The organism is Ruegeria sp. HKCCD6119 (assembly GCF_013110585.1).
GTDB lineage: Bacteria > Pseudomonadota > Alphaproteobacteria > Rhodobacterales > Rhodobacteraceae > Ruegeria.
The window spans coordinates 63,701-79,450 of the sequence record NZ_WVQV01000007.1 but is presented as its reverse complement, the minus strand read 5'-3'; the positions used below and the strand labels follow the sequence as shown (position 1 = coordinate 79,450).

10 protein-coding genes are annotated in these 15,750 nt (G+C 59.9%); 2 read left to right on the top strand and 8 right to left on the bottom strand.

All coding sequences use genetic code 11. The features are described from left to right. Positions 1-3 precede the first annotated feature (3 nt). The 6 genes from GS611_RS15315 to GS611_RS15290 all read right to left on the bottom strand — a co-directional run bounded on the left by GS611_RS15315 (position 4) and on the right by GS611_RS15290 (position 7,704). The gene (locus GS611_RS15315; RefSeq protein WP_171637078.1) at positions 4-1,086 is read right to left on the bottom strand and encodes an ABC transporter permease; all 1,083 of its coding nucleotides are present in this window, start codon (positions 1,084-1,086) and stop codon (positions 4-6) included. A gap of 63 nt (positions 1,087-1,149) precedes the next feature. Continuing rightward, positions 1,150-2,667 (bottom strand): ATP-binding cassette domain-containing protein, encoded by a 1,518-nt coding sequence (locus GS611_RS15310; protein ID WP_171637076.1) that lies wholly within the window; start codon positions 2,665-2,667, stop codon positions 1,150-1,152. After that, complete coding sequence (gene xdhC, locus GS611_RS15305; protein ID WP_171637074.1) at positions 2,664-3,599, bottom strand: xanthine dehydrogenase accessory protein XdhC; 936 nt, start codon at positions 3,597-3,599, stop codon at positions 2,664-2,666. Before xdhC ends, GS611_RS15310 begins: the two co-directional genes overlap by 4 nt. Beyond that, entirely contained in the window at positions 3,599-6,001 is a 2,403-nt protein-coding gene (xdhB, locus tag GS611_RS15300) for a xanthine dehydrogenase molybdopterin binding subunit (protein WP_171637072.1), read from the bottom strand. Before xdhB ends, xdhC begins: the two co-directional genes overlap by 1 nt. Continuing rightward, positions 5,998-7,359, bottom strand: a complete 1,362-nt coding sequence (gene xdhA, locus GS611_RS15295) for a xanthine dehydrogenase small subunit (RefSeq protein ID WP_171637070.1) — start codon at positions 7,357-7,359, stop codon at positions 5,998-6,000. Before xdhA ends, xdhB begins: the two co-directional genes overlap by 4 nt. Before the next feature lie 180 nt (positions 7,360-7,539). Further along, complete coding sequence (locus tag GS611_RS15290; RefSeq protein WP_171637068.1) at positions 7,540-7,704, bottom strand: hypothetical protein; 165 nt, start codon at positions 7,702-7,704, stop codon at positions 7,540-7,542. On the opposite strand from GS611_RS15290, the gene dnaE reads away from it, so the two are divergent. Together dnaE and GS611_RS15280 are read left to right on the top strand one after the other, a co-directional pair. Then, positions 7,703-11,203 carry a DNA polymerase III subunit alpha gene (gene dnaE / locus GS611_RS15285; protein WP_171637066.1) on the top strand — a complete coding sequence of 1,167 codons (3,501 nt, stop codon included), beginning with the start codon at positions 7,703-7,705 and terminating at the stop codon, positions 11,201-11,203. The genes GS611_RS15290 and dnaE overlap by 2 nt on opposite strands. A gap of 168 nt (positions 11,204-11,371) precedes the next feature. Beyond that, complete coding sequence (locus tag GS611_RS15280; protein WP_171637064.1) at positions 11,372-13,210, top strand: amidohydrolase; 1,839 nt, start codon at positions 11,372-11,374, stop codon at positions 13,208-13,210. 307 nt (positions 13,211-13,517) lie between these two features. Here the strand turns inward: GS611_RS15280 and GS611_RS15275 are convergent, their stop codons facing one another. Together GS611_RS15275 and GS611_RS15270 are read right to left on the bottom strand one after the other, a co-directional pair. Next, on the bottom strand, positions 13,518-14,819 hold the full coding sequence (locus GS611_RS15275; protein WP_171637062.1) for an alpha/beta hydrolase: 1,302 nt from the start codon (positions 14,817-14,819) through the stop codon (positions 13,518-13,520). Between the two features lie 20 nt (positions 14,820-14,839). After that, the gene (locus tag GS611_RS15270) at positions 14,840-15,670 is read right to left on the bottom strand and encodes an efflux RND transporter periplasmic adaptor subunit (protein WP_171637061.1); all 831 of its coding nucleotides are present in this window, start codon (positions 15,668-15,670) and stop codon (positions 14,840-14,842) included. Between the last annotated feature and the right edge of the window lie 80 nt (positions 15,671-15,750).

Here is a 15,750-nt window from a genome sequence, read left to right as displayed (position 1 = left end):
GGGTCACGCCACCTCGTTACGGGCCGCACGGATGCGGTAGTTGGTCAATAGGTCGAAGGCCAGCAGGAAGAACAGCAGCATGCCCTGGAACACCTGAATGGCAGCGGCAGGCAGGCCCAGCTGAGACTGCGCGATTTCACCACCGATATAGGTCAGCGCCATCAGTCCACCGGCCAGCAGAATGCCCACTGGGTGCAGACGGCCCAAAAAAGCCACGATGATGGCAGTGAAACCGTAGCCCACGTTGAAATCGATGCTGACCACGCCTGAAGGGCCGGAAACCTCGAACATGCCTGCAAGTCCTGCAAGCGCGCCGGACAAACCCAGACAGAACAGGATCAACCGGGCCGGGTTCACACCCGCAAATTTCGCGGCGCGCGGTGCTTCGCCGGTCAGGCGGATGTGAAAGCCCAGCATGTGCCGGTTCAGCAGGACATAGGCAAAGATCACTGCGATCAACGCGGTCACAACACCCCAGTGCATGCCGGATCCAGCGATCAGTTCTGCATTGTGCGCACTGTCATAGGATTGCAGATTGCGGGACCCCGGAAAGCCGAACCCTTCGGGGTTCTTCAGCAAACCCAGAGAAACCGAGGCCAGCATCTGCTCGGCCACGTAGACCAGCATCAACGAGACGAGAATTTCGTTGGTGCCGAAACGCACCTTCAGGAAGGCGGGGATCATCGCCCACAACCAGCCGCCGAAGGCGCCGGCAATCACCATGATCGGAAAGATATAGAAGGCGTCCAAAGGGTAAAAGGCCAGCCCGGCACCCGCCCCGAAGATGGCGCCCATGATATACTGTCCCTCGGCCCCGATGTTCCAGATGCCTGCACGAAAGCCCAGCGACAGACCGATGGCGATAAGCACCAGCGGAGCGCCTTTCACCAGCAGCTGCGGGCGGTAATAAAAGGCGAATTCACCAAAAAGAGGTTCCCAGAAGATGGTGCCGATGGCTTCAACCGGATTCTTGCCCAGTATGGCGAACAGTACTCCGCCAAAAAACATCGTCGCCAAAACTGCAATCAACGGCGTCGCATAAGACCAGACCCTGGAAGGCTGAGGACGTTTCTCCAGCACAATCATCAGCTCGTTCCCCTGACTTCTTCATCTTTTCTCAAATACTCTCGCCGAAGGCGGCCCAACAGATCACACATGCGCCACCTCCATTCCGTGGGCACCGCCCATCATCAGCCCGATTTCGTCCACTGTCAGTCCGGTTGTCGGACGTGGTGCACTCAGGCGGCCCTCGTTCAGCGCAGCAAAGCTGTCCGAGATTTCCATCAACTCATCCAGATCCTGAGAGATGCAGACAACCGCCGTTCCCTTTGCCGCCAGGTCGAGAATGGCTTGCCGGATGGCCGCCGCCGCTGCGGCATCCACGCCCCAGGTTGGCTGGTTCACCACCAGCACATCCGGGTTTTGCAGCACTTCGCGTCCGATCACGAATTTCTGCAGGTTCCCCCCGGACAAGGACCGCGCCGCGTTGTCCGGGCCGGGTGTCCGGACGTCAAAAATCTCGATGATCTTCTCCGCAAAGCTCTTGGTCTCGGCCCATTTCAGAAAGCCGTTGCTTTCCAGACCCTCTCGAACCGACCCGGTCAACAGGGCGTTTTCGGTCAGGCTCATATTCGGGGCGGCGGCATGGCCCAGCCGCTCTTCGGGCGCGGTCAACACGCCAAGTTTGCGTCGCGCGGTCGGACCCAGCTTGCCGATCGCCTGACCGTTGAACTTGATCGCGTCGGCAGATGTCAGGATTTCGCCGGACAGAACGCCCAGCAATTCATCCTGCCCGTTGCCCGCAACGCCGCCAATGCCAAGAACCTCGCCCTTGCGGACGGTCAAATGAACGTTGCGCAATGCGGTCCCGAATTCTGACGGAGAAGGCACCGACAGCCCGCTGACATCCAGCGTCACTGCGCCAAATTCACGCCCCGAACGTTCCGGGGTTTGCAGGGCCGTTCCCACCATCAGCTCGGCCATGTCGCGGGCCGAGGTCTCAGAGGGGACACACTCGCCCACATTCTTGCCCAGACGCAGGATCGTGGCGTGATCACACAGGGTCCGTATCTCTTCCAGCTTGTGCGAGATATACAGGATCGATGTGCCCTCGGACCGCAACTTGTTCAGCGTCTCGAACAGGATCTCGACCTCCTGCGGGGTCAACACCGAGGTCGGTTCGTCCATGATCAGCAGTTTCGGGTCTTGCAGGAGGCAACGGATAATTTCAACACGCTGGCGTTCCCCGGCGGACAGATCGCCGACAGTGCGGAACGGATCCAGCGGCAGGCCATAGGTTTCGGACACTTCGCGGATGCGCGAGGCCAGATCACCCATGGCCGGCGGGTTTTCCATCCCCAAGGCGATGTTCTCCGCCACGTTCAGCGCGTCAAACAGTGAAAAATGCTGGAACACCATCGCAATTCCGTCAGCCCGCGCGGCGCGGGGTTCAGGCGGCGCAAAGGGCTGACCGCGTAACAGCATGGTGCCACTGTCAGGTTTCACCAGCCCATAGATCATCTTGACCAACGTGGATTTCCCGGCCCCGTTTTCCCCCAACAAGGCGTGAACTTCGCCCTCACCGATATCAAAGGACACCTGGTCATTGGCCACGACACCGGGATAGGCTTTGGTCAACCCTTGCAGGCTCAGCAATGGAGTGGTCACGCGCTCAGGTCCTTCTTCAACTCATTCTGCCGGGCCGGGCGCAGCAGTTGCGCTGCGACGCCCACGGCGATCATCTGCGGGTGTTTGCCCAGCGACGGGTCACCAATCGGGCAGGTAATCCGGCTTATCCGGTCGGGCGGATGCCCAAGAGCCGCCAGCCGCGATCTGAACCGCGCCCATTTGGTAGCCGAGCCGATCAGTCCCGCAAAGCGGAAATCGTGCAAAAGCAGCCTGTTGCACAATTCTAAATCCAGATTGTGTGAATAAGTCAGCACAAGGTGCTCGGCATTGGGCGGTGCATGTCGCACAAGTTCGACCGGTTTCGTCGCTGGCAGATCGGTCACGCCTGCAGGAATCACGTCCGGAAAGCGCTCGGGGCCGGTATCGACCCAAGTGATCGCAAGATCGGGCAGGGGGGACAGAACATCCACCAGCGCCCGTCCGACGTGACCTGCGCCCCAGATCCACAGGTTTCGCGCCGGTTTATGCACCGGTTCGATCATCCAGCCGTCGATCAGGCGTGTTTCGGGTGTAATACCCTGACTGCGTGCTGCCGCCAGCACTCGCTTGACCGAAAGAGGCACGGCACCACCGGATGCTGATCGTGCAATGATCGTATCATCCAGCGTTTCAACCTTCTTGAGATCATAGACTTCGCTGAACAACGAGACCGCTCCGCCGCAACATTGGCCCATGTCCGGTCCCAGCGTGTGATGCGTCAGGCGCGTGGCGACTGTTTGCGATCGTGCGGCCTCTGCGGCCTGGTATTCCAGCGTACCACCACCGATGGTTCCGCTTTGCCCGTCCTTCCAGACCAGCATCGCAGCACCCACCTCGCGCGGGGACGACCCTTTGATCCCGGCGATGACCACCCGAACCACTTTCCCGTGGGTTTTGACCGCCTCCCTCAAAGCCTCAAGGTCAAATCCCATCAGGTGCCTCCCTTCATCCTCTGGACCCCGCGCCAAACCTCTTCGGCCGTGGCCGGAGCGTTCAGGGCCGGGTATCTGTCTCCGCAGGCGGCAACCGCGTTCGACAGCGCCAGCCAGGCCGAGATCCCCAGCATGAAAGGCGGCTCGCCCACAGCTTTCGAACGATAGATGGTGTCCTCGCGGTTTTCGCCATCCCAAAGCCTGACGTTGAAGATGTCCGGCCGGTCCGAGCAGGCCGGAATCTTGTAGGTCGAAGGCGCGTGCGTGCGCAGGTTGCCCGTGTCATCCCAGACCAGCTCTTCGGTCGTCAGCCACCCTGCACCCTGTACATAGCCGCCCTCAACCTGACCTATGTCCAAAGCCGGATTCAGCGACGCGCCCGCGTCATGCAGGATATCCGTTCGCAGAATTCGGTTTTCACCGGTCAGAGTGTCCACCGCCACCTCGGTAACGGAAGCGCCGTAGGCAAAGTAAAAGAAAGGGCGACCGCGCCCGGCGATCCTGTCCCATTCGATCTTGGGCGTCTTGTAGAACCCGGTCGTCGACAGGCTGACGCGCCCCTGATAGGCCAGTGCGGTGGCTTCGGCGAAGGTGTAGCGTTCTTCTGAGACCGAGACATGCCCATCCGAGAACGTGACCGTTGATGGATCGGCCTGATGACGTTCCGCAAGATAGGCGGCCATCCGGTCGCGGATCGTGTCGCATGCGGCCTTCACCGCCATACCGTTCAGGTCACTTCCCGAAGATGCCGCCGTCGCAGACGTGTTCGGTACTTTCGCCGTGTCGGTTGCGGTGATTTTCACCATCTCCAACGGTATGCCAAAGCGCGACGCTGCGACCTGTGCGACCTTCTGGAACAGGCCCTGGCCCATCTCGGTGCCACCGTGATTCAGGTGGACTGATCCGTCCTGATAGACATGCACCAGCGCACCCGCCTGATTGAGGTGGGTCAGCGTGAACGAGATACCAAACTTGACCGGGGAAAAGGCGATGCCCTTTTTGATTACACTGTTCTCGGCATTCCATTTCGCGACAGCGGCCTTGCGCGCGGCATAGTCGCTGGATTTCAGCAACGCCTCGGTCATGCCGTGCAGTTCGAAATCGCTGACCTCCATCCCATAGGGTGTGGTGTTGCCGCCGGCGGGCAGAGGACGCACCGGTGCGTCACCCATTTCAACGGCGCCGCGGCTGGTCAGGTCTTCGTGCGGATCGGGATGCCCCAGTGGTTTTTCTGTCGGTGTGCTCTCGGCCATGGCGTGCGCGGGTGCATAGTAATTCCGGCGGCGCAGCTCGACGGGATCTAAACCCAGCGTATGCGCGGCATGGTCCATGACCCGTTCGATGCCGACCATGCCTTGCGGGCCGCCGAACCCGCGATAGGCGGTGGCAGATTGGGTGTTGGTCTTCAAGCGGTGGCTTTCGATCCGGGCGTTCGGCAAAAGGTAGGCGTTGTCCGAGTGCAGCATCGCCCGGTCGGCCACGGGCAACGACAGGTCCTGCGCCCAGCCGCAGATCGCATAGTGGTGGAATGAGACGCCCTGAATATGGCCATGCTCATCGAACCCGGCCTTGTACGAAATGCGGAAAGCGTGGCGCTTGCCGGTGATGATCATGTCATCGTCACGGTCATAGCGCATCTTGCAGGCCTTGCCGGTTGCGCGGGCGGCCACGGCGCAGGCCACTGCCAAAGCGTTGCCCTGACTTTCCTTGCCGCCAAACCCTCCGCCCATGCGGCGGGTCTCGACCCGGACGGCGTGCATCGGAACACCCAGTGCGTCGGCCACCTTGTGCTGAATCTCGGTCGGGTGCTGGGTCGAGGAATGCACCAGCATATCCGCACCTTCATTCGGAACGGCCAGCGCGGCCTGACCTTCCAGATAGAAATGCTCCTGCCCGCCCAATTCGAACGAACCTTCGATCACATGCGGCGCACTGGCAATGGCCGCATCCGTATCACCCTTGGCATAGATGCGTGGACCGTCTTCAAACCGGCTGTCGGCGGCCAAGGCGTCCGCGATCGTCAGGATCGGCGTTTCCTCGGCATAGTCGACCTTGCCCAATCGCGCCGCTTTGCGGGCGGCCAGATGGCTGGTGGCGACAACCAGGAACACGGGCTGGCCTATATAGTGCACCGTGCCGTCCGACAGCAGCGGCTCATCGTGGATCGAGGGCGAGACATCGTTGGCGAAAGGCAGGTCCTCTGCCGTCATAACCATCACGACACCCTCGGCGTTTTTGACAGCCGACAGATCCATTGCGGTGATCTTGCCCTTGGCGATCGGGCTCAGGCCAAAGGCCAGGTGCAGCGTGCCCTTGGGTGTCGGGATGTCATCCACGTACCGCGCCGCGCCCGAAACGTGCAAAGGGGCGGCGTCGTGGGGCAGGGCTTGCGTCACACTCATGCTGACACCTCCAGCACATTGGTGATCTCGCCCTGATCTTCCAGGAAATACCGTTGCAGCATCGCCTTGGCGGTTTCCAGTCGATACAGGGCCGAGGCGCGCATATCCGTGAGTGGCGAAAAGTCGTCGGCAAAGGATGGCAGCGCGGCGTCAACGGTCTTGCGCGTCCACGGTTTGCCGACCAAAGCGGCCTCGACATGGGTTGCCCGTTTCGGAATAGCAGCCATGCCACCATAGGCGATGCGCGCCTGTGTGACGCTGCCCTCCGAAACGGTTATGTTGAAACAGCCGCAGACGGCCGAAATATCCTGATCGAACCGTTTGCTGAGCTTGTAAGCCTTCAGGCGATCTGGCTGGCGGGGGAAGCTGACGGCTTCCACAAACTCGCCCGGAACCCGATCCTGTTTGCCGTAGTCGATGAAGAACTCTTCCAGCGGGATCGACCGCCGCTCGTCGCCCTTGCGCAGATGCAGCGTCGCCCCCAGCGCGATCAGCGCGGGCGGGTTGTCCCCGATGGGCGAACCGTTTGCGATATTGCCGCCCACGGTGGCCGCATGGCGCACTTGCACGCTGGCATAGCGGCGGATCATCTCGGCATAGGACGGATGCAGATCGGCCATCGCCGCGCCCATGCGATTCATGTCGACCATTGAGCCAAAGCGGACTTCTTCACCGCTGAGCGTGATCTTCTTCAAATCATCACAGCGGTTAAGGAAGATCACCGGGTCCAGTTCGCGCAGTTGCTTGGTGACCCAAAGGCCCACATCGGTCGCACCAGCGATCAGAGTCGCATTCGGGTTCTCGGCATACACGGCGGCCAATTCGTCGGATGAGGTTGGCAGCATGCGCGAAGCGGCAATCGTTGCAGGTGGTTTATCTTTGACCCAAACCGGAACGGGCTGTTCCTCGGCCGCTTTCGCTGCGCGAATGATCGGCGCATAGCCGGTGCAGCGGCACAGGTTGCCTGCTAGCAAAGTGTCATGGTCCGTTGCACCGTTCGTGTGCCCGGCCACCATCGACATGACGAAACCGGGTGTGCAGAAGCCGCATTGCGAACCGTGCAGATCAACCATTGCCTGCTGAACCGGGTGCGCTTCGCCATTCGGGCCGCTGGCGCCTTCAACCGTGCGCACCGCTTTGCCGTGCAGCTGCGGCAGAAACAGAATGCACGAGTTCAGTGCCTTGGCGCCTTCGTCATCCGTCACCATCACGGTGCAAGCCCCGCAATCGCCTTCGTTGCAGCCTTCCTTGGTGCCGGTCAGGCCGCGATCTTCGCGCAGCCAATCCAGCAGGGTGGCTGTCGGATCGATATCAGCCAACTCCACTGTCTCTCCGTTCAGAAGAAACGTGATGTTCATTCGAGAAACCCGTCGCCTTACCCGGTTGCGCCCTTGTGGCCCTCCTTCGATGCGACGTAGAAAGAGTGGCGGGCGAATTGCTTGCCATGAGATGTTAGAAACAGCGCGGCTTGTCTGGCAAGAAAAACCGCCTCTGTTATACGCCATTAGACGTATACGGCCTGAGACCGCCTTTTCTGATTAATGGGCAGCCACTTGTAAATAAAGCGGTTTTTGATTGCGACGCCCAGTCAATCCCGAAGCACCTTCTGAAAAAGCCGAATAATCAACGGCGATTTTTTTGCGGCAAACGTAACGCGGTTCAGTCTTTTGCCGCGCAGCCGGCTGGGGTAGCTTGGGCGTCATGAGCAGTTCTCCACGATTCATCCACCTCCGCGTTCACACTGAATATTCCCTTCTGGAAGGCGCCGTGCGGCTGAAAAAGCTGCCGGGCCTGTGCGAGAAGATGGAAATGCCGGCGGTCGCCGTGACGGATACCAATTCGATGTTTTCGGCGCTGGAATTCGCGGTCACCGCAAGCGGCGCTGGGGTACAGCCGATCATGGGGTGCCAGGTCGATCTGACCTATGTCCAGGCCCAGCCGGGCGAGAAGCCGAAGATGCCCGCGCCTCTGGTGCTGCTGGCGCAGTCCGAGACCGGGTACGAAAACCTGATGAAACTCAGCACGTGTCTCTACGTGGACAAGGGCGGGCAACTGCCTCAGGTCACTTTGGAAGAACTGGCCGACCGATCTGAAGGGTTGATCTGCCTGTCCGGTGGACCTGACGGCCCGGTGGGAATGCTGCTGCAACAGGGTCAGCGCCCGGCGGCCGAAGCGTTGGTCGATCGGCTGGCGGCAATGTTCCCCAACCGGTTTTATATCGAGCTTCAGCGCCATCCGGGTGAAGATGGCCAACCCGAGGCCGAACGCCTGACAGAACGCGGCCATGTCGAGATGGCCTATGCCAAGAACCTGCCGCTGGTCGCCACGAATGACGTCTATTTCCCGACGCCGGACATGTACGAAGCGCATGACGCGCTGATCTGCATATCGGAAGGGGCCTATGTCGACCAGCAGGAAGGCCGCCGTCGTCTGACGGCGCAGCACTACTTCAAGTCACAACAAGAGATGGCGACCCTGTTCGCCGACTTGCCCGAGGCCATCGAAAACACCGTCGAGATCGCCAGACGCTGCGCGTTCATGGCCTATCGACGCGACCCGATCCTGCCGAAATTCGCGGATGACGAGGTGGCCGAGCTGCGGCGCATCGCCAATGAGGGCTTGCAGAAACGTCTGGCCGTGATCCCGCATGCGGTGACGCCCGAGGAATATCAGGAACGTCTGGATTTCGAACTGGGCATCATCGAAAGCATGGGTTTCCCCGGCTACTTTCTGATCGTCGCGGATTTCATCCAATGGGCCAAGGATCACGACATTCCGGTCGGGCCGGGGCGGGGCTCGGGCGCGGGCTCGCTGGTGGCCTATGCGCTGACGATCACCGACCTTGACCCGCTGCGCTACAGCCTGCTGTTCGAACGCTTCCTGAACCCCGAACGGGTCTCGATGCCCGACTTCGACATCGACTTCTGCATGGATCGCCGCGAAGAAGTGATCCGTTACGTGCAGCAGAAATACGGCCGCGACAAAGTGGGTCAGATCATCACCTTCGGCGCGCTCTTGTCCAAGGCCGCAGTGCGCGACATCGGGCGGGTGCTTCAAATGCCATATGGGCAGGTGGACCGCCTGTCCAAGATGATCCCGGTTGAGGGGGTGAAACCTGTTTCCATCGAAAAGGCGCTGAAAGACGAACCCCGCCTGCGCGAGGCCGCGCGCGAGGAAGAGGTGGTCGACCGCCTGCTGACCTATGGCCAGCAGGTCGAGGGGCTGTTGCGGAATGCTTCGACCCACGCGGCAGGCGTGGTGATCGGCGACCGTCCTCTGGATGCGCTGGTGCCGATCTATCAGGACCCGCGTTCGGACATGCCCGCGACCCAGTTCAACATGAAATGGGTGGAACAGGCCGGGCTGGTAAAGTTCGACTTTCTGGGTCTGAAGACCCTGACCGTTATCCAGAACGCGATGGACCTGATTTTCAAATCCGGGCGCCCATTGCACATCGCCGCCGATGGCACCGAACTTTATGAGCCCGCCGAGGGGGCTGAAAACCAGATCAACGCCATCCCGCTGGATGATGAGGCGACGTACAAGCTTTATTCCGCGGCCAAGACCGTGGCGGTGTTCCAAGTGGAAAGCTCGGGCATGATGGACGCGCTCAAGCGCATGAAACCCACCTGCATCGAGGATATCGTGGCGCTTGTGGCGCTCTACCGCCCCGGCCCGATGGAAAACATCCCCACCTATTGCGAGGTCAAGAACGGCCAGCGCGAGATCACCTCGGTCCACCCGCTGATCGATCATATCCTGGAAGAAACGCAGGGCATCATCGTCTATCAGGAGCAGGTGATGCAGATCGCGCAGGTCATGGCGGGATACAGCCTTGGCGGCGCCGACCTGCTGCGCCGCGCGATGGGCAAGAAGATCAAAGAGGCGATGGACGCCGAACGTCCGAAATTCGAGGCCGGCGCGGCCAAGAACGGCGTGGACGCCAAGAAGGCCTCCGAGGTGTTCGACCTCTTGGAGAAATTCGCCAACTACGGCTTCAACAAGTCCCACGCGGCGGCCTATGCGGTGGTCAGCTATCAGACCGGCTGGCTCAAGGCGAACCACCCGGTCGAGTTCATGGCCGGGGTCATGAACTGCGATATCCACCTGACCGACAAGCTGGCGGTGTATTTCGAAGAGGTCCGCAAGGGGCTGGGCCTGCCCTACGTGCCGCCCTGCGTGAACCGCTCGCTGGCGACCTTCGACGTGGTGAATGGCCAACTGGTCTATGCGCTGGGCGCGCTGAAAAACGTGGGCGTCGAGGCGATGAATCTGGTGGTGCAGGGCAGGGGAGACAAACCGTTCGTCAACCTCTTTGACTTCGCCCGCCGGGTCGACCTGAAGAAGGTCGGCAAACGTCCGCTGGAAATGCTGGCGCGTGCCGGCGCTTTTGATGAGCTCGACAAGAACCGTCGCCGCGTGTTCGAAAGCCTTGACCGTCTGGTGCAGTATTCGGCGGCGATCCATGAACAGAAAAACTCCAATCAGGTGTCTCTGTTCGGCGAGGCAGGCGACGACCTGCCCGAACCGCGCCTGTCGCCGACGCCGGACTGGCTGCCGGCCGAACGCCTCAGCGAAGAATTCAAGGCCATCGGCTTCTATCTCTCGGGGCATCCGCTGGACGATTACATGCCCGCGCTGAAGCGCAAACAGGTGATGACGCTGGACGAGGTGACGGAAAAGGCCCGGTCTGGTCCGTTCATCGCCAAGATGGCCGGGGTTGTCGCCGGGCGGCAGGAGCGGAAATCGGCCAAGGGCAACCGCTTTGCTTTCGTTCAAATGTCTGATCCCACCGGCGCCTATGAGGTCACGCTGTTTTCGGACACGTTGGAGAAGTGCCGCGAGTTTCTGGAAACCGGCGCGCAGGTGGTTCTGACCGCCGAGGCGACGATGGAAGCCGATCAGCTCAAGCTGCTGGGCCGCTCGGTTGGCCCTGCGGATTCCCTTGTGGCCGAAGCCGGAGCAACCGGGTTGCGCATCTTTGTTGACGAAGCGCAGGTCGTACCAACGGTCGCCAAGGTGCTCGAGGACGCCGCCGGGGCGGCGCGCGGGGCCTCGAAGGGGCCGATCCAGCTCTGCCTGATGGCGCCGGGGTTGCCGGGCGATGTCGAGATGGATCTGGGCCAGGACTTTCCGATCAACCCGCAGATCAAGGGCGCGATCAAGTCGCTGGACGGGGTGCTGTCGGTCGAGGAACTGTAGCAGGAAGCCGGGGCTTCGCATTCAGTCGCCGGGATGGCGGCTTGCGGACACCTCTGGCTGGCCGAAAAATCTTGCAATGCGTGTCTGTCGGGCAATACGCTTTAGCCACGATAGACACGACCATTATTCAGTCGTTTGTCTTCCGATGTATTTGAGAGGGTATTCCTGATGTCACGTTTGCTGAATCTTGTCTGGCTGGCGGGTTTTGCCATGTCAACCAGCGCCGCGACCGCGCAGGAGGCCGCCGACACGATCTATACTGGCGGACCGATCCTCACGATCAACGATGTGCAGCCGACCGCCGAGGCCGTCGCGGTTAAGAACGGGCGTATCCTCGCCGTCGGCGCGCTTGCGGATATCATGGCGCACCGGGGCGACGCGACGGAATTGTTCGATCTTGACGGCCGGGCGATGCTGCCGGGCTTTGTCGACAGTCACGGGCACGTGGTTTTCGGTGGCCTGCAAGCCTTGTCGGCGAACCTTCTTTCGCCGCCGGACGGCGGGGTCACGGACATTGCCAGCCTGCAACAGGCGCTGCGCGACTGGATCGATGCAAACAGGGATGCGGTCGAGAAGGCGGGAGTGATCATCGGCTTCGGCTATGACAATGCCCAGCTAGCCGAGAAGCGCCACCCGACCCGCGAAGACCTTGACGCGATCTCTCAGGAGCTTCCCATCGTGATTGTCCACCAGTCCGGCCATCTCGGCGTGGCGAACTCGAAGACGCTTGAGATTGTCGGCTACGATGCATCGACGCAGGACCCGGCCGGTGGCAAGATTCGGCGGGAAGCCGATGGCGCGCCGAACGGGGTTCTCGAGGAATACGCGTTTTTCGGGACGCTCGTCCCCGTCCTGAAGCAACTCGGTCCGGACGCCTTCGCGGAATTCGCGGTTGCCGGGTCCAAACTCTGGGCGCGTTTTGGCTACACCACGGGGCAGGACGGCCGGTCCTCGGGGTTTGCCGTCGAGTCGCTGAAGGCCATGGCGGCCGACGGCAGGATACCGATTGACGTCGTGGCCTATCCCGATGTGTTGGAAGCCAGGGATTATATTGGCGACAATGTTTCGAAAGAATATGAAAACGGTATTCGCGTGGGCGGTTGCAAGTTGACGATCGACGGCTCGCCGCAAGGCTTTACCGCGCTCCGCGACCGTCCCTACTATGACCCGGTTGGCGACTATCCTGCAGGCTACAAGGGGTACTCGGCGGTGACCATCGAGCAGGTGCAGGATGCCGTGAACTGGTGTTACGAGAATGGCATCCAGATCATCACCCATTCCAATGGCGAAGGCGCGTCGGACATGCTCATTGCTGCGCTTCAGGCTGCGCAGGACAAGTATGGCGATCCGGGCAACCGCCCCGCACTGATACACGGCCAGTTCCTGCGCGAGGACCAGGTCGACGCCTACAAGCGGCTGGGCGTGTTCATGTCCCTTTTCCCGATGCACACCTTCTATTGGGGCGACTGGCACCGCGACCACACCGTGGGCCCGGTCAATGCCGAGAACATTTCGCCCACTGGTTGGCTGCTCGAGCGGGGCATGATATTCGGCTCGCATCACGACGCGCCGGTCGCCTTGCCTGACAGTATGCGCATACTGGATGCCACCGTGACCCGGCGCACGAGATCGGGTGACATTCTTGGCCCCCGTCACCGGGTCGACGTCGCGACCGCGCTCAAGGCGCTGACGATCTGGCCCGCCTGGCAGCATTTCGAGGAGAACGACAAGGGGTCGATCGAGGCGGGCAAGCTTGCCGATTTCGTGCTCCTCTCCGAAGATCCCACCGCCATCGACCCTGAGACGCTGGACGCCGTCAGGATCATGGCGACGATCAAGGAAGACACGGTGATCTACGAGGCGCGCGACGAGGTGAAGAAGGGCGAAATCCGCTCTTCGCCCTTCATGAGCGACCCGGTGTCAGCGCACAACTTTCTTCACGCGATGTATCAGGCAACCGGTGTGGAGAGGCCGTGGCTTCAGCAGCTGATGTTCCGGTTGGAATGAATTCGGGAATCGAGCTGGACCGGGTGTAGTCGGTCGAGGATCCGTAGCGAGAAGCGGGGGCTTTGCCTTCAATCGCCGGGATGGCAGCTATGAGCCCATTGTGCGCATGCGTATTTTGTGCAGCATCAGCGCGAAGGGCGGACATCGGCTGTTCACGGCGTTCGGATCATAGGTCCCGAATGCGGAAAACGGCCTCGATCCGCTGAGACTTGACAACGTCCATTTTCTTACGTTTTTCAATATGGGCGAGCGGCTTCAAAGCGTCTCTCCAAGCCACTCGCCCCCTCCTTTCAGCGATCCATTTTTCTCATTCCGAACCAAGATGCTCTTCTAGGAACACAGCGACGCGGCGAACAGCTTCAGCGGATTCCGGTGTCTCGGAATGACCGTGGAAGCAGTGTTGCATGGCGTCGTGAACATCCAGAATTGCCTCGTGGCCCGCACTACGCAGGACTCCGTACATGCGTATGCCGTCGCTCATCTGAATTTCCTTAGACCCAGTCTGTACCATCGTCGGAGGGAAATCTCGCCCCTCGAAATTGTCGTACACAGTAGAGTAGCGCGGATCTTGTGCTTTCTCTTCAGTAATTCCCAGCATCGGCCAGACTGAGTCGATCAAGTGATCTACGTTAGTGCGTGGATCGTCGTACCGCAGCGTCCATGTCGAATCGCTATTGAACGAGAAATCAGTCTGCGGGCTTTGCATTACGGCCGCACCAGGCAGCGCTCCTCCGCGATGCGACATGGCATTTGTCGCCATTGCCACCAATCCACCGCCCGCGGAACAACCGTAAATTCCGACGTTCTCTGGTTTATAGCCACCGCCCTCTCCGGTCAGTGCATCAAAAACGGCGATCACCTGATCCCGCTGGTCCAAAATGTCCCAGTCGGGGGCTGGCATCAATTTGTAATCGACGGAGGCAATGTCGATGCCCATATGATTGGCAAGTGGTGCTGTCCGGTCAAACGTTGTTTCCGGAGTGTTTCCGTAAAAGGCACCACCATGTGCATGAATGAGTATCTTTCCCGGATGGCGGTTTTCGCTCGGACTGATAATGACCGTTCTAACACCACCTATCTCACGTTCCTCGGTCGACAAGTTGTAAGTCTTTAAAAGTTGTTTGCCGGCGGCCTCCATCGGATCGATCAATTCATCGTGCAACGACTGCCATGCACCGTAGTCCGTTGGGTCTGGGTAGCCTTCCCAACTGCTGGTGAGCCAATTGGGCGTCCAGTTAACCATCACCTCACGCATCTCCGGGCTGACAAAATCGGGAATATGCGTTGGAAATGTCTTGTTTCGATTTGGATCATTGGGGTCAGCGTTGAAGGTCGCAATGGAAAGAAGACGCCGTACATCTTCGTGACATGGCGCGTTCTGACTTTTCACTTCCAACTTATCGCACGCCTCTTTCAGCGCGGACAATTCTTCGTTCAAGCGCTTGACGGCAGTGGTGCCTTCCTCAGATTTCAGAATCTCGCCGACGCGAGCATAAGCGTCAGACATCAAATTCCAGTGCGATCCGTGGTCTGCTGCTTCAGAAGCGGCAACCGTAGCAAGTCCCGCCAATGCAGCTGAAGCCAGAAACGGAGATGTCCAAGTTTTCATTTGATATCCCTTTCTTTGGATCATTTCGAGTTTTCATAAGACGTGACCAATACCTTCATGCCGGGGCGCAATAGGAATTCAGGATTGGGGAATTCGGCGATGCTGTAGCCAATCCCTGTCTCCGGATCGAATTCAAACGGCGTTGAGATAAGGCGTCCGTGATGTGGAAATTCACTCCCTCCCGGCAGTTCCAGCACCAGAGTCAGGCTGCCCATTACACTGTCGTGGCTTTCGCCCGCGAGGATGAGTTCCTGATGCTTCTCGTACGTTCCCTCCACGCGAACGTGGATCGGATCCAGTTGATACAGGGTTCCGATTTCGGGCGAGTCGGCGACGACGTTTGCATTATCGCGAAACCGCGGCGCACTCATCTGGCCGTCGAACGGTGCGTGGATGAGCTGGAGATCTGAGATAGCCTTGGCCTTTTCCGCATTGAGCCTCTTTGTCTCAACGGTCGCTTCGGCGATTTTGACACGCGCTTCAGCTTGCGCAATCTCAACTTCAGACACAGAATTGGTGCCCAACCGCTTCTTTCTGGACAGGTCAGCCTGGGCCAACTCCAGTTCAGCCACGGCCTGCTGGTGAGCCAACTCACCGATTTTGGCATCCCATTGCTTGAAGACCTGGTCGAAAGTCACCAGTAGATCACCTTCTTTGACGAATTGACCTTCAATAAAGTGGACAGTGTCGATCTGGTTTTCGGCGGCTGCCGACACATCCCAGCTTTTGGCTGGCACAACCACTCCTTCTCCTTCCGCACTGAAAACCCCCGGACCACTGCTCTGTGCGTTCACTACGGCCGCGCAAAGCAAGGTTGTGATCAGTGTGGCTTGCAAAAGCTTTCTTGCCACGGGTCTCTTTCTCCTATGTCCGTTTTTTGGTTCCTCTAATGGTTTTTACAAACGGGCGGGATGGACGAGGTGAACCATCC

Bases quoted from the DNA above. Each gene is read 5' to 3' on its own strand.
- GS611_RS15315 (WP_171637078.1), bottom strand. From the start codon at position 1,086: ATGATTGTGCTGGAGAAACGTCCTCAGCCTTCCAGGGTCTGGTCTTAT.
- xdhC (WP_171637074.1), bottom strand. From the start codon at position 3,599: ATGGGATTTGACCTTGAGGCTTTGAGGGAGGCGGTCAAAACCCACGGG.
- xdhB (WP_171637072.1), bottom strand. From the start codon at position 6,001: ATGAGTGTGACGCAAGCCCTGCCCCACGACGCCGCCCCTTTGCACGTT.
- xdhA (WP_171637070.1), bottom strand. From the start codon at position 7,359: ATGAACATCACGTTTCTTCTGAACGGAGAGACAGTGGAGTTGGCTGAT.
- dnaE (WP_171637066.1), top strand. From the start codon at position 7,703: ATGAGCAGTTCTCCACGATTCATCCACCTCCGCGTTCACACTGAATAT.
- GS611_RS15290 (WP_171637068.1), bottom strand. From the start codon at position 7,704: ATGACGCCCAAGCTACCCCAGCCGGCTGCGCGGCAAAAGACTGAACCG.
- GS611_RS15280 (WP_171637064.1), top strand. From the start codon at position 11,372: ATGTCACGTTTGCTGAATCTTGTCTGGCTGGCGGGTTTTGCCATGTCA.
- GS611_RS15275 (WP_171637062.1), bottom strand. From the start codon at position 14,819: ATGAAAACTTGGACATCTCCGTTTCTGGCTTCAGCTGCATTGGCGGGA.